The 13,597-nt window shown below is 54.7% G+C and carries 13 protein-coding genes; 5 read left to right on the top strand and 8 right to left on the bottom strand.

Annotated features, from left to right (window positions below; all coding sequences use genetic code 11):
* Positions 1-168 precede the first annotated feature (168 nt).
* Complete coding sequence (gene uvrA, locus Q4544_RS10015) at positions 169-3,027, top strand: excinuclease ABC subunit UvrA (RefSeq protein ID WP_303505864.1); 2,859 nt, start codon at positions 169-171, stop codon at positions 3,025-3,027.
* Between the two features lie 90 nt (positions 3,028-3,117).
* Here uvrA and Q4544_RS10020 read toward each other — a convergent pair whose 3' ends face one another.
* The gene (locus Q4544_RS10020) at positions 3,118-3,555 is read right to left on the bottom strand and encodes an excinuclease ABC subunit A (RefSeq protein ID WP_303505865.1); all 438 of its coding nucleotides are present in this window, start codon (positions 3,553-3,555) and stop codon (positions 3,118-3,120) included.
* A 120-nt stretch (positions 3,556-3,675) separates the two neighbouring features.
* Here Q4544_RS10020 and Q4544_RS10025 point away from each other — a divergent pair, with 120 nt between their 5' ends.
* Together Q4544_RS10025 and Q4544_RS10030 are read left to right on the top strand one after the other, a co-directional pair.
* Positions 3,676-4,452, top strand: coding sequence for a helix-turn-helix transcriptional regulator (locus tag Q4544_RS10025; protein WP_303505867.1), 777 nt, complete (start codon positions 3,676-3,678; stop codon positions 4,450-4,452).
* 89 nt (positions 4,453-4,541) lie between these two features.
* Positions 4,542-5,228 (top strand): GIN domain-containing protein, encoded by a 687-nt coding sequence (locus Q4544_RS10030; RefSeq protein ID WP_303505869.1) that lies wholly within the window; start codon positions 4,542-4,544, stop codon positions 5,226-5,228.
* 6 nt (positions 5,229-5,234) lie between these two features.
* Here Q4544_RS10030 and Q4544_RS10035 read toward each other — a convergent pair whose 3' ends face one another.
* The 7 genes from Q4544_RS10035 to Q4544_RS10065 all read right to left on the bottom strand — a co-directional run bounded on the left by Q4544_RS10035 (position 5,235) and on the right by Q4544_RS10065 (position 12,060).
* Entirely contained in the window at positions 5,235-5,426 is a 192-nt protein-coding gene (locus Q4544_RS10035) for a DUF2892 domain-containing protein (protein WP_303505870.1), read from the bottom strand.
* A gap of 69 nt (positions 5,427-5,495) precedes the next feature.
* A complete protein-coding gene (mmsB, locus tag Q4544_RS10040) occupies positions 5,496-6,368 on the bottom strand; it encodes a 3-hydroxyisobutyrate dehydrogenase (protein ID WP_303505871.1) in 873 nt (290 codons plus the stop codon).
* 3 nt (positions 6,369-6,371) lie between these two features.
* Positions 6,372-7,412, bottom strand: coding sequence for an enoyl-CoA hydratase/isomerase family protein (locus Q4544_RS10045; RefSeq protein ID WP_303505873.1), 1,041 nt, complete (start codon positions 7,410-7,412; stop codon positions 6,372-6,374).
* 17 nt (positions 7,413-7,429) lie between these two features.
* The gene (locus Q4544_RS10050) at positions 7,430-8,569 is read right to left on the bottom strand and encodes an acyl-CoA dehydrogenase family protein (RefSeq protein WP_303505875.1); all 1,140 of its coding nucleotides are present in this window, start codon (positions 8,567-8,569) and stop codon (positions 7,430-7,432) included.
* A 130-nt stretch (positions 8,570-8,699) separates the two neighbouring features.
* Positions 8,700-9,833 carry a carboxylate-amine ligase gene (locus Q4544_RS10055; RefSeq protein ID WP_303505877.1) on the bottom strand — a complete coding sequence of 378 codons (1,134 nt, stop codon included), beginning with the start codon at positions 9,831-9,833 and terminating at the stop codon, positions 8,700-8,702.
* An 89-nt stretch (positions 9,834-9,922) separates the two neighbouring features.
* Entirely contained in the window at positions 9,923-10,237 is a 315-nt protein-coding gene (locus Q4544_RS10060) for a hypothetical protein (protein WP_303505879.1), read from the bottom strand.
* A 323-nt stretch (positions 10,238-10,560) separates the two neighbouring features.
* Positions 10,561-12,060: a CoA-acylating methylmalonate-semialdehyde dehydrogenase gene (locus tag Q4544_RS10065; protein WP_303505881.1), complete on the bottom strand. Its 1,500-nt coding sequence runs from the start codon at positions 12,058-12,060 to the stop codon at positions 10,561-10,563.
* 106 nt (positions 12,061-12,166) lie between these two features.
* Here Q4544_RS10065 and Q4544_RS10070 point away from each other — a divergent pair, with 106 nt between their 5' ends.
* Together Q4544_RS10070 and Q4544_RS10075 are read left to right on the top strand one after the other, a co-directional pair.
* A complete protein-coding gene (locus Q4544_RS10070) occupies positions 12,167-13,063 on the top strand; it encodes a LysR family transcriptional regulator (protein ID WP_303505883.1) in 897 nt (298 codons plus the stop codon).
* A gap of 61 nt (positions 13,064-13,124) precedes the next feature.
* A complete protein-coding gene (locus Q4544_RS10075; RefSeq protein WP_303505885.1) occupies positions 13,125-13,559 on the top strand; it encodes a CBS domain-containing protein in 435 nt (144 codons plus the stop codon).
* Positions 13,560-13,597: the final 38 nt, after the last annotated feature.

Genomic DNA, 13,597 nt, shown 5'->3' on the forward strand with positions numbered 1-13,597 from the left:
GGATTGTGTTTGCACCTTTGATTGCATGGTGACGGATTCTGTCAGCAGGATGCGCGTGACCGTCGCTTGCTTGCTTAGAATTTAGAATGTTCACATTTTGTTCACTTTTTGCTATTGGAGACTCAATCTCGCTGCACTATCTGTAGGGGGTTGAGTCCGGGGGGCCATATGGCTGAGTTAAAGAATATCGAAGTACGCGGTGCGCGTGAGCATAATTTGAAGTCGATTGATGTGGATATTCCGCGCGATCAGCTGGTGGTGATTACGGGGCTTTCGGGTTCGGGTAAGTCTTCGCTGGCGTTTGACACGATTTATGCGGAAGGGCAGCGGCGGTATGTCGAGAGCTTGTCGGCCTATGCGCGTCAGTTCCTGGATATGATGGAAAAGCCGGATGTGGATCACATCAGTGGCTTGTCTCCGGCGATTTCGATTGAGCAAAAGACGACGTCTAAGAACCCGCGCTCGACTGTGGGGACGGTGACCGAGATTTACGACTATATGCGTTTGTTGTTTGCCCGTGTGGGCACGCCGTATTCCCCTGCGACAGGCCTGCCGATTGAGGCACAACAGGTGCAGGATATGGTTGATCGCGTGATGGCCCTTGAGGAGGGGACGCGGGGCTATTTGCTGGCGCCGATCGTGCGGGATCGGAAGGGCGAGTATAAGAAAGAATTCCTAGAGCTGCGCAAGTCAGGCTTTCAACGTGTGAAGGTGGATGGCGAGTTCTATGAGCTGGATGATGCGCCGACCTTGGATAAGAAATTCCGCCATGACATTGATGTGGTCGTGGACCGGATCGTTGTGCGTGAGGGGCTAGAGACGCGGTTGGCGGACAGCTTGCGGACGGCGTTGGATTTGGCGGATGGGATTGCGATCCTAGAGACCGCGCCGAAAGAGGGCGAGCCGGAGCGGATCACGTTCTCGGAACGGTTTGCCTGTCCGGTGAGTGGGTTCACGATCCCCGAGATCGAGCCGCGGCTGTTTTCGTTTAACGCGCCGTTTGGGGCGTGCCCGACTTGTGATGGTTTGGGCAAAGAGCTGTTCTTTGACGAGCGGCTGGTTGTGCCGGATGAGACGTTGAAGGTTTATGACGGGGCGTTGGCGCCTTGGCGGAAGGGGAAGTCGCCGTATTTCCTGCAAACCATTGAAGCGATTGCGAAACATTACGAGTTTGACAAGAACATCGCGTGGAAAAAGTTGCCGAAACATGTGCAGCAGGTGTTTCTGTATGGCTCTGGCGAAGAAGAGATTGAGTTCCGCTATGACGAAGGCGGGCGCGTTTACACGGTGACGCGGGTCTTTGAGGGTGTCATTCCAAATATGGAGCGGCGCTATCGTGAGACGGATTCAAATTGGATCCGCGAAGAGTTTGAACGCTATCAGAACAACCGGCCTTGCGGGGCCTGTGGTGGGTTCCGTTTGCGGGATGAGGCGCTGGCGGTGAAGATTGCGGGCGATCATGTGGGGCAGGTGGTGCAGCTGTCGATCAGAGAGGCGTTGGCCTGGATCGAAGAGGTGCCAGCCACGCTGTCTGTGCAGAAAAACGAGATTGCGCGGGCGATTGTGAAGGAAATTCGCGAGCGGCTTGGGTTCTTGAACAACGTGGGTTTGGAATATCTGTCGCTGTCGCGGAACTCTGGCACGTTGTCCGGTGGCGAGAGCCAGCGTATTCGACTGGCGTCTCAAATTGGGTCAGGTTTGACCGGGGTTCTCTATGTGTTGGACGAGCCGTCGATTGGTCTGCATCAACGGGATAATGACCGGCTGTTGCTGACGCTGAAGAACCTGCGCGATCAGGGCAATACGGTGATTGTTGTTGAGCACGACGAAGAGGCGATCCGCGAGGCGGATTATGTCTTTGACATCGGGCCGGGGGCCGGGGTGCATGGTGGTCAGGTTGTGGCCAAGGGCACGCCTGCGGAGATCATTGCGGATGCGGGCTCTGTGACGGGGCAATACTTGTCTGGGGTGCGTGAAATTCCTGTGCCCGCGCAGCGGCGTAAGGGCAATGGCAAGAAGGTGACGGTTGTGAAGGCGACCGGGAACAACTTGCAAAAGGTCACGGCGGATTTCCCATTGGGCAAATTTGTTTGTGTGACCGGCGTGTCGGGCGGCGGGAAATCCACGCTGACGATTGAGACGTTGTTTAAGACAGCATCTATGCGCCTGAATGGTGCGCGGCAGACGCCGGCGCCTTGTGAGACCATCAAGGGGCTTGAGCATCTGGATAAGGTGATCGACATCGACCAACGGCCAATTGGGCGTACGCCGCGATCAAACCCTGCGACTTATACCGGGGCGTTCACGCCTATTCGGGATTGGTTTGCCGGTCTGCCAGAAGCCAAAACGCGCGGTTATAAGCCGGGGCGGTTTAGCTTTAACGTCAAAGGTGGACGGTGTGAGGCTTGCCAAGGTGATGGTGTTATCAAGATTGAGATGCACTTTTTGCCCGATGTCTATGTTCAATGCGAAACCTGTGAAGGTGCGCGGTATAACCGCGAGACCCTAGAGATTAAGTTCAAAGGCAAGTCAATTGCCGACGTGCTGGATATGACTGTCGAAGACGCACAAGAGTTCTTTAAGGCGGTGCCGTCTATTCGTGACAAGATGGACGCGCTGGCGCGGGTTGGGCTTGGCTATATCAAAGTGGGCCAACAGGCGACAACGCTGTCTGGTGGCGAGGCGCAGCGGGTGAAATTGTCTAAGGAATTGGCGAAGCGGTCCACGGGTCGGACGTTGTATATTCTAGATGAACCGACGACGGGTCTGCATTTTGAAGATGTTCGTAAGTTGTTGGAAGTGCTGCATGAACTGGTTGATCAAGGCAATACGGTTGTTGTGATTGAACACAATTTGGATGTGATCAAGACGGCGGATCACCTGATTGATATTGGTCCAGAAGGCGGCGATGGCGGAGGTCAGGTTGTGGCCAAGGGCACGCCAGAGCAGGTGGCCAAGGTCGAGGCCAGCCATACCGGGTATTATTTGAAAGATATGCTGAACGTTAAGCGCGTTGCGGCCGAGTAAACCTGCGTGATTGAGTGGAGGAAGAGGGGCTTTGCCCCTCGCCCTGCGGGCTCACCCCAGAGTATTTTTGGAAAGATGAAGTCAAAAGCATCAGGCGTTTTGGGCTGTGCTGGCCGTTTTGTTGAGTTGTATTGGCACGAGGAAGAGCAGTAGGAAAGGTGTGTTGAGCAGCACGTTGATCCATGCACCTGCGGCGTAGGAGGCGGTGCTGTCGGTGAGGTACCATGTGATTAGGCCGAGGCGCAGGATGTGGCCGCCGAGGGCGGGGTCATTGGTATAGATGTGATTGGTGATTTGCAGGGCCATAACGCCAAAACCGATCATAATGCCGCCTGCGATTGCGGCGAGGACGAGCTCTGTATCTGAGCCGAGGGATTGCTGGCCGTCCAGAGGCAGGTACATCGCGTCAAAGAAGAAGGTGAAGGGCTGTGTGATGCCGGTGATGACGGCAAGTACGGCGGCGGCGCCCATGACGATGGTGAAGATGGACGCGCCTTTAAGGGCTTTGACGGCGGTGGTGTGTTGCATGGTGGTCTCCTGTTTGGTTTGGGGCATCCTGCAAAGGGCGCGTATTCAAAGCAATTACCTGAGAGGTAAGTGAAACCGTGATGTTTTGCGGTATGCTTGTGGGGGCACCGGGAGAGATACATGCAGGACGGATTTGGCGGGCAGCTTAAGGAATGGCGGCAATTGCGTCGTATGAGCCAGATGGAGTTGGCTCTGTCGGCGGGGGTGTCTTCGCGGCATATCTCGTTTCTAGAGACTGGACGGTCGCGGCCCAGTCGGGGCATGGTCTTGCGCTTGTGTGATGAGTTGGAGATGCCCCGTGGGGCGCGTAATCAACTTTTGACGGCGGCGGGGATGGCGGGGGCGTTTGAGAGTCGCGCCTTGTCTGAGGCGGAGATGGCGCCGTTGCAAGAGGCGATGGGGTGGATGCTGGCCCAGCATACGCCGTATCCGGCGATTGCGTTGGATCGGCATTGGCATTTGGTTGAGATGAATGCGCCAGCGCAAATGATGTTTCAAGCGGCTGGGATTTCGGTGGGCGACAGCATGTTGGATGCGTTTTTTGACAACGCTGTGTTGCGCGGGTCGATTGAGAATTTGGCAGAGGTGGAGCGGTTGTCTTTGGCGCGATTGCGCACAGAGTTGGCGCATTTTGGGCGTGATTCGGTGCTGGAAGCGGCTATATCACGGCTGCACGACGCGGTGGCGTTGGATGGGGATGGGGATGCGGATGGCGTGAGGCCCGCGGTGATCCCGGCGCGGTACCGAGTGGGGGACGCGGTGTTGTCGTTGTTTTCCACGATTTCGCAGTTTGGCGCGACGGATGACATTGCGATGGCTGAGTTGCGGATCGAGATGTTTTTCCCGGCGGATGAGGCAACGCGGCAAGTATTTTTTGCCATGGCTGGGCAGGGTTAGGGCGAATTGGGTGAAATATATGCGCGCTGAGTCTTGTATGTGAATGATATTAACATACCTGTTGTCTATCCAAGAATGAGGGGAAGACGATGCGTGTTTTAGCGGCTGCAACAGTGGTTTCATTGGTAGCGATGCCGGGTTTTGCGGAGCCTGAGAGCTTTGACTTTTCGGGGTTTGATGAGATCTCGGCGAGCGAAGGTGTGACGGTGAATGTCACGACGGGCGCGGATTTTGCTGTTTCGGCAGAGGCGCATCGCGGGAATTTGCGCCGGTTGAAAATGAAAGTGCGCGGTGGTGCGTTAGAGATTGAACGCCGTCAAGGATTTAGCCTGTTGTCCCCGGGACGTCGGGATGAGTTTGAGGTTTGGGTGACTATGCCTGAGTTGTCAGATGTGCACGCGTCCTCGGGAAGTCGAGTTCTGGTAAAAGGTCAGGATATTAATGGGTTAACTGCGCATTCTTCAAGTGGATCAACGCTGAAGGTTGACGGGATTTCTGGCGGTGACGTGCGTTTGAAAAGCAGCAGTGGGTCAAGTTTGCGCGCCGATGGGGTTTGCGGCGATCTGACGGCCGATAGCTCGTCTGGTGCATCGTTGGTTGTCGATGGATTGAAATGTGAGACGGCTGATTTAGAGGCCTCAAGCGGCGCAAGTTTGCGGGCGCATGTGACCAAGACCGCGCAGGCGGCGGCGAGTTCTGGGGCGTCGATCCGCATCAAAGGGGGCGCTGCGTTTACAGAGGCAACCACATCGAGCGGCGGATCGGTATCCCGGTAAAGGTGGTTAGCCGGACCGTTTGCAGGTGGAGATGCCTAGAATGCTGTAAAGCGGGCAGTTGTTGATCAGGCCGGTGAAGAGTGGGATCACGCCGATCCACATCCATGCGCCATAGCCCATGAGGGCGCCGATGATCAGCAGAACGCCAATGATGAGGCGGGCTGCACGGTCGAATGTTCCAAGGTTTTTAGTAAACATCTGATGTCCTATTCTAAAGAGCGTCAGATGTTTACTATATTATATTCCAATGGGGGAATATGATCTAGATCAACCGCGGTCCCGTTTTTCGAAACGCGGCAGCATGGCAGAGAAATCGGTGCCTGCGCCATCTTCGGTTTCCACGAATTGCGCATAGAGGTCTTGGGCGAGTTGGCCCATGGGTGTGTCGGCATTGGCAGAATCTGCGGCCTGTTGCGAAAGACGTAGATCTTTGAGCATGAGGTCCGAGGCAAAGCCGGGTTGGTAGCCATTGTCTGCGGGGCTTTGAGGGCCAACGCCGGGGGCGGGGCAGTAGGCGTTCATGGTCCAGCTGTAGCCGGATGAGGTGCTGACAACATCGAACATTTTCTGACGGTCCAGGCCAAGTTTGTCGGCGAGGGCGAAGGCCTCGCATGTCGCGATCATGGTGACGCCGAGGATCATGTTGTTGCAGATTTTGGCGGCTTGGCCTGCGCCGCTGTCGCCGCAATGCACCGCCTTTTGCCCCATGATGTCAAAGAGTGGGTCGGCTTTGGCGAAGGCTTCGGCGCTACCGCCGGCCATGAATGTCAGCGTGCCACCGGCTGCACCGCCAATGCCGCCAGAGACGGGTGCGTCGACTGGCAATAAGCCAGCGGCAATGGCTTGATCAGCGACGGCGCGGGCGCTGTCGACGTCTACTGTTGAACAATCGATAAAGGCGGCGCTTGGTTTCATGGCGGGGATGATGTCATTGGCCACGGCGCGTAGGATTTGACCGTTGGGTAGCATGGTGATGACGACATCTGCGTCGGCGGCGGCTTCGGCTCCAGAGTTCACGAGAGTTACGCCGTCGATTGCGACTTTGGCCATGTCAAAGCCCGCGACCTCGTGGCCAGCTTTGGCGAGGTTTGCGGCCATTGGGCCACCCATATTGCCAAGGCCGATAAATCCGATTTTCATGGCTTAGTCTCCCTTTTGAAACGATAGTTCTGCGTCACCCAATGGCAGCATCATCTTGGCGACGTGCTGTGCCAGCGGGTCGTCAAGGCGGTGGCGCCATTGCGGGTTGCGGTCTTTGTCGATGATAGCGGCGCGAATGCCTTCTAGGAAATCGCTGTGTTCGGTCGCGCGATATGTGTAGCGGTATTCGTTTTGTAGCGCTGTGCGGATGTCTTTTGCATCGCGGTTTCTGCGGATCAAATCAAGAGCGCAGCCCATGGCGAGTGGGGAATTGCGCGAGAGAGATTTTAGCGTTTTGGCCGCGAAGTCGCTGGTGTCGTTACGCAGTGTCGTCAGGATGTTGGCAAGACGCGTTTCGTCAAAGATCGCGTTGATCTGGTCGAGGTTTGCGGCAAGCGTTCCCGTTGGCGGGGTTTGTGCGGTTGATGCGATCAGGCTTGGGTCGGCTGTTGTTTCAAGCTGTGCGATCAGAGCAGGCCATTCGCTTTCTGGAATGTAGCTGTCGGCGAAACCGGCAAGGATGGCGTCAGCCGCGCCCATGCGGCTGGCCGTGAGACCGAGGTATTCGCCAAGATGGCCGGGCGCATTGGCTAAGATGTAGCTGCCGCCCACGTCGGGGACGAGGCCGATGCCGACCTCTGGCATAGCAATTTGGCTGCTGTCGCCGACAATGCGATTTGAGGCATGGCAACCAACGCCGACGCCGCCGCCCATGGTGAACCCCTGCATGAAGGACACGATGGGCTTCGGGAAATAACTCACCTTGGCGTTCATGCGGTATTCGTCTGCCCAGAACTTTTGCCCGTAAGCAAAGTCACCTTTGGTGCCTGTGTCATAGAGTTCGGCAATGTCGCCACCGGCGCAGAAGGCTTTTTCTCCCTCTGCGTCGATAACAACAACTTCGACCTCTGGGTCTATTGCCCAGTTGTCCAGTGCGTCTTCGACAGCGAGGGCCATCTTGTAGGACAGGGCGTTTAGCGCCTTGGGCCGGGTGAACGTGATCCGGCCAGCGCGACCGATCTTGCGAATGTTGATGTCGCTCATGTCCGCTATCCTATTGGTTAGGCGTTGATGACTTGACGAGAGACGATCAGGCGCATGACCTCGTTGGTGCCTTCGAGGATTTGGTGAACGCGTAGATCGCGTACGATTTTCTCGATGCCGTAATCGGCGAGGTAACCGTAGCCGCCGTGGAGCTGCAGGCAACCGTTGGCGACGTCAAATGCGGCGTCGGTGACAAAAAGTTTGGCCATGGCGCAGAATTTGGTGGCCTCGTGATCTTTGTTATCCAGTTTCCAAGCGGCTTGGCGCAGGAAAACGCGGGCGGCTTGGAGCTTGGTTTCATATTCCGCTAGGCGGAATTGAAGCGCTTGGAATTGGTCGATGGTTTTGCCAAAGGCTTTGCGTTCGGACATGTATTGCACGGTTTGATCAAGCGCTTGTTGCGCGCCACCTAGGGCACCGGCAGAGATGTTGAGGCGACCGCCATCAAGGCCTGCCATGGCGTATGAAAAGCCGCGGCCTTCGTCGCCAACTAGGTTTTCAAGCGGGACATTGCAGTCGTCCATTTGAACGGTTGTGGTTGGTTGTGCTTTCCAGCCCATTTTGTGTTCTAGCGCGCCAAAGCTTAGGCCGGGAGTGCCGTCTTCGATGACAACAGTTGAGATGCCTTTGGGGCCATCTTCGCCAGTGCGACACATGACGATGTAGGCGTCAGAGTAGGAACCGCCAGAAATGAAGGCTTTGGAGCCGTTCAGCACGTAGCCGTCGTTGGTTTTTTCGGCGCGGGTTTTCAGGGCGGCGGCGTCTGAGCCGGAACCCGGTTCGGTCAGGCAATAGGAGAAGATTTTCTCCATGGAGCAGAGGGCTGGCAGGTATTTTTGTTTCAGTTCTTCGGACCCGAATTTGTCGAGCATGCCGCCGCACATGTTGTGGATCGATAGGAATGAGCCAACGGCCGGGCAGGACATTGCGAGTGCTTCGAAGACCAGCGCAGCGTCGGTGCGGGAAAGTCCGGAGCCACCGTATTCTTCGGAGACGTAGAGACCGCCGAAACCGAGCTCTGCGAGCTTAGGCCATAGGTCTTTTGGGATGGTGCCATCGCGTTCCCATTGCAGCGCATAGGGGGCGATATGTTCCTCGCCAAAGCTCTTGGCCATATCGAAAATCAGAGTTTGCTCTTCGGTTAGCGCGAAGTCCATGAGGGCGTCTCCCAGTCAACAATTGAACAGTTGTTTAATAATAGGAGTCTTTCTGAATTGTGTCAGTGCTAAAAATACCTTGGAACGTCGCGTCGTTCGGTCGACTGGGCGCTTGCACGCCCAGTTTGTTTTAAAGATCGGCGTGAAATTCTTCGGTTAAGAATCGGACGACATCGCGCATGGCTTCGGCTTTGTCTTTACCAGCGGCGAGCGAGTCGTTGAGAACCCGTCGTTGTTGCTCCGAGCTATTGCCTTTTTGTGCGATGGTTAGGCTGTTTTCGATCTCTGCAGTGGATTGTAGAAATTCGGCGTCCTCTTGGGTGAGTTCAATAAGCTCGCGTGTCAGTTCCTCGAAGGGGACAATCTTACGTTTGCCAAAGTCGATTAAGCCTTCAGAGGTGCCATAGCGTTGGGCGCGCCATCGGTTTTCTTGGATCAAGAAACGATCATACATCCGCCAACGTTGGTTTTGGGTTTGAAGACGGTAGAGCATGCGCGCCAATGCTTGATTGAGCGCCGCTAAGGTGAGCGTTGTTTCAAGCCGTGGGGATACGTCGCAAATGCGGGTTTCGAGGGTTGGATATTTGCTGGAGGGGCGCAAGTCCCACCAGATTTTTGAAGAATCCTCGATCACACCGATCATTTTGAGCGCTTCGACAGACCGTTCCCATTGGCTCCAGCTGTCCATGATCTGGGGAAGGCCGGTGCGCGGGAGGTTGTCAAAGACGGTCAGGCGGTAACAGCTTAGGCCGGTGTCATCGCCTTGCCAGAACGGAGATGATCCAGAGAGCGCCAGTAAATGCGGTAGGAAATAACTCAGCTGGTTCATGATATCGATGCGCGTTTCACGGCTTTGGATGCCAACATGAACATGCATGCCGCAGATCAGCATCCGGCGGGCCACGCCGCCAAGCGTGGATTGCAGGGTGTTGTACCGATCTTTGTTCGTATGTTTTTGGTCGCGCCAATCGCTGAAGGGGTGGCACGAGGCAGCGATAGGGGCCAAGTTGTGTTTGGCGGCAACGCGGGCGACAGTGCTGCGGAGGCGTTTTAGATCTTCGCGGGCGTCAGATACGGTGGCGCAGACGCGGGTTCCGATTTCAATCTGACAGTCTAGAAATTCAGGTGACACTTGCCCTTCGAGTTCTGACTGGCATTCTTCCATTAGGGCGGCGGGAGCGGGGGCGAGATCAAGGCTGTCTTTATCGACAAGCAGGTATTCTTCTTCGATACCGATTGTGAAATCAGGTGCTTTTAAGGGCATTGTTCCTCCACCGCGAAATTTCCGCTTACTTTTTATGCAAGTAAGGCCGCAATTTCAGGGGGATGCAAGCAAGTAGGCCCGGATCGGTTTTATGTGGTCGCTGCGGAAAGCTGTCTTTGTGCCTGTGCGCGAATGCAGGTGAACGCCCGTTTGGTATCGGGCAGGAAGCTTGGCAATTCGTTGGCATCGCGGAAGACATCAACTTTGACGTGGTCGGTCATGGCCGCCAAAGACTGCATGATACGGGTCATGCCAAAGGCGAGATCTTCGGGAGCGTAGAGCACCAAGTGAAGAAGAAGGCCCCGTGTTTTATAGTGGCGCGCCAGTTTTCCGTGGGTGGCGTTGACGTGTTCAAATGTCATATCCGTGCCGGAGACTTCGGATAGGTCTACAAGGATGACCAATCTGTTGTCCGTATCCGGAGAAATGCGGTCATCTACATGCCATCCAATGATGTCATGAGGCTCAATTTGACCAAAACACCTTACAAATAAGATGTTTTCATCTGGGAGGGGAATGGTTTCGGTTGGCATTCTATGAAATACAATCTTGAGTGGTGTATATTTCGTTAATTTTTGATGTTGCTCAATATGTTAGCGAATCTACGTGTCTTTTTAGTATTCGGTTCTTAAGAACGCATTTCAACCTATTGTTGTTATAAATAATGAAAAAACCCGCCGTGAATGGCGGGTTTCCTAATTTGTTAGCAGCTCAAGACCTGCGGATATTAGTCCATAGGTTTGAAGTTGAACTCGCCACCTTCTTTGATGCCAGATGGCCAGCGCGATGTGATCGTTTTGGTGCGCGTATAGAACTTAAACGCATCTGGGCCGTGCTGGTTCAGGTCACCAAAGGCGGATTTCTTCCAGCCACCAAATGTGTGGTAGGCCAAAGGCACAGGGATTGGAACGTTGATACCGATCATGCCGATGTTGATCCGGTTTGCGAAATCACGTGCGGTGTCGCCATCGCGTGTATAGATCGCAGTGCCGTTGCCGTATTCATGGTCCATCGCGTAGGCCAGAGCCTCATCATATGTTTCCGCACGGACTGTGGACAGAACTGGGCCAAAGATTTCTTGCTTGTAGATGTCCATGTCTGTTGTGACGTTGTCAAACAAGCTTGGGCCAACAAAGAACCCATCTTCGTAACCTTGTAGGCTAAAGTTACGACCGTCGACGACCAAAGAGGCGCCTTGATCTACGCCGGTTTGTACCAGACGTTCGATGTTGGCTTTTGCCGCGCCGGTTACAACAGGACCGTAGTCCACGTCGTCGCCAGATGTGTATGGGCCAACTTTCAGCGTTTCAACGCGCGGGATCAGCTTTTCGATCAAACGATCCGCTGTTTCTTTGCCCACTGGAACAGCGACAGAGATCGCCATGCAGCGTTCGCCTGCAGCGCCGTAACCTGCGCCAATCAGCGCGTCTGCTGCCAGGTCAAGATCTGCGTCTGGCATGATGATCATGTGGTTTTTCGCGCCGCCAAAGCACTGAACGCGTTTACCTTGGGCACAGCCTGTGCCGTAGATGTATTCTGCGATTGGGGTTGAGCCGACGAAGCCAACGGATTGGATTGTGTCGTTATAGAGGATCGCATCAACGGCTTCTTTGTCGCCATTCACAACCTGCAGAACGCCTTTTGGCAGGCCTGCTTCTTCCATTAGTTCCGCGAGCATCAGAGGGACGGATGGATCACGCTCTGATGGTTTGAGGATGAAAGCGTTGCCGCAGGCGATTGCGGGTGCAAACATCCACATTGGGATCATGGCTGGGAAGTTGAATGGTGTGATGCCCGCAGTTACGCCAAGCGCTTGGCGCATGGAGTACATGTCGATGCCTGGGCCCGCGCTGTCGGTGAAGTCACCTTTGAGCAGTTCAGGGGCGCCGATGCAGTATTCTGCCACTTCGAGGCCACGCTGTACGTCGCCTTTGGCGTCTGGGATGGTTTTGCCGTGCTCGCGAGACAGGGCTTCAGCCAGTTTGTCCATGTCGCGGTTTAGCAGGCCAACGAAAGCCATAAGCACACGTGCGCGGCGCTGTGGGTTTACTTTGGCCCAGCCGACTTGTGCCTCTGCGGCGATTTCGACGGCTTTGTCCATTTCTTCTTTGCTGGCCAAAGGAACTTTGGCTTGGACTTCGCCCGTTGCTGGGTTGAAGACATCAGCGAAACGGCCAGATGTGCCTTTGACGTGTTCGCCGTTGATGTAGTGAGTCAGCTCTTGCATGGGATTCTCCGGTGACAATGTTAAGGGCAGTCTAATCTTGCAAAAACGCCGGTAACAGCGGTAATATGCCAAAGTGGTTTTGCATTTTTGCATGATGGAGATTGTCGTGACACCTCAATGGGATGACTTGCGCGTGTTTTTGGCTGTAGCGCGGGATGAGAGCCTATCGAAGGCAGCGGCACGGCTAAAGATTGACCCGGCAACGGTCGGGCGACGCGTGGCGCGGCTTGAAGATGCTTATGCGACGCCTTTGTTTCAGAAGTCTCAGGCAGGTTATGCGCTGACGGATATGGGGCAGCGGTTGATGGTGCATGCGCTGCGTGCAGAGCAATCCATGGAAATGGCCGCTGAGGAAATGAGTGGGACAACTGGGGGGCTGACTGGGCAGATACGGATTGGGGCACCAGACGGGGCTGCGAATTTTCTGTTACCGCAGGTTTGCGCCCAGATTGGCGAAGAGAACCCAGAGCTTGAAATACAGATTGTCGCCTTGCCGCGTTTGATTAGCCTGTCAAAGCGCGAGGCGGATTTTGTTGTGGCTGTTAGCCCGCCGACGGCTGGGCGGTTGATGGTGCAGAAAATTGCTGATTATCACTTAAGTTTAGCTGGATCTGAGGAATATCTGGCGAAATATGAACCGATCCAATCAGTGCGAGACCTGCAAAATCATCGGATCGTCGGGTATATTCCCGATATGATTTTTGACAAAGAATTGGATTATCTTAAGGAGATTGGTTTGGAGAAACCTAATCTTGGATCCAATTCGGTATCTGTTCAAATGAATTGGGTGCGGCAAGGGGGAGGTTTGGGAATTGTTCACGATTTCGCATTACCGTCCGTTCCCGGCGTAAAGCGCATCCTGCAGGAACAAGTCAGCCTGTCGCGCGCATTTTACTTGGTTCGTCATGAGGATGACAAGCGGTTAGAGCGATTAAATCGTTTTGCTGAAGCACTTTGTAACGGATTGCGCAAAGAGGTGATGCGGCTTGAGGCGCTGACTTGACTTTTGCATTTGTTGCGACGACGCTGAGGTATATGAAATTTATTTACGGAGTTATCCATCTATGCTCGTACAGCAAATTCTGAAGGAAAAAGGTGACGAAGGTGTCGTGACGGTCCAGCCAGGAACGCTGGTACAGGAAGCGGCCAAAATTCTTGCCGACCGCAGAATTGGTACAGTGGTCGTTTCTAAGACTGGGAAAACGGCGGATGGCATCGTTTCTGAACGTGATATTGTGCGTGAGCTAGGCTCTCGTGGGGCTGCCTGCATGAGCGATAAGGTCGATGATCTGATGACCTCTAAGTTGGTGACCTGCACCCTAAGCGATGATGCGGTTATGGTTATGGAAAAGATGACCGAAGGGCGGTTCCGCCATATGCCGGTTGTGGAAAATGGCGAATTGCTGGGTCTGATCACCCTTGGCGATGTTGTGAAGGCACGGCTAACGGAACTCGCCATGGAAAAAGATGCATTAGAAGGCATGATTATGGGGCATTAACGCCCCGTCGTTTTCCTATGCGACAGTTGTTCTCTTGC

The organism is Cognatishimia sp. 1_MG-2023 (genome assembly GCF_030548175.1).
GTDB lineage: Bacteria > Pseudomonadota > Alphaproteobacteria > Rhodobacterales > Rhodobacteraceae > Cognatishimia.

Bases quoted from the DNA above. Each gene is read 5' to 3' on its own strand.
- uvrA (WP_303505864.1), top strand. From the start codon at position 169: ATGGCTGAGTTAAAGAATATCGAAGTACGCGGTGCGCGTGAGCATAAT.
- Q4544_RS10020 (WP_303505865.1), bottom strand. From the start codon at position 3,555: ATGCAACACACCACCGCCGTCAAAGCCCTTAAAGGCGCGTCCATCTTC.
- Q4544_RS10025 (WP_303505867.1), top strand. From the start codon at position 3,676: ATGCAGGACGGATTTGGCGGGCAGCTTAAGGAATGGCGGCAATTGCGT.
- Q4544_RS10030 (WP_303505869.1), top strand. From the start codon at position 4,542: ATGCGTGTTTTAGCGGCTGCAACAGTGGTTTCATTGGTAGCGATGCCG.
- Q4544_RS10035 (WP_303505870.1), bottom strand. From the start codon at position 5,426: ATGTTTACTAAAAACCTTGGAACATTCGACCGTGCAGCCCGCCTCATC.
- mmsB (WP_303505871.1), bottom strand. From the start codon at position 6,368: ATGAAAATCGGATTTATCGGCCTTGGCAATATGGGTGGCCCAATGGCC.
- Q4544_RS10045 (WP_303505873.1), bottom strand. From the start codon at position 7,412: ATGAGCGACATCAACATTCGCAAGATCGGTCGCGCTGGCCGGATCACG.
- Q4544_RS10050 (WP_303505875.1), bottom strand. From the start codon at position 8,569: ATGGACTTCGCGCTAACCGAAGAGCAAACTCTGATTTTCGATATGGCC.
- Q4544_RS10055 (WP_303505877.1), bottom strand. From the start codon at position 9,833: ATGCCCTTAAAAGCACCTGATTTCACAATCGGTATCGAAGAAGAATAC.
- Q4544_RS10065 (WP_303505881.1), bottom strand. From the start codon at position 12,060: ATGCAAGAGCTGACTCACTACATCAACGGCGAACACGTCAAAGGCACA.
- Q4544_RS10075 (WP_303505885.1), top strand. From the start codon at position 13,125: ATGCTCGTACAGCAAATTCTGAAGGAAAAAGGTGACGAAGGTGTCGTG.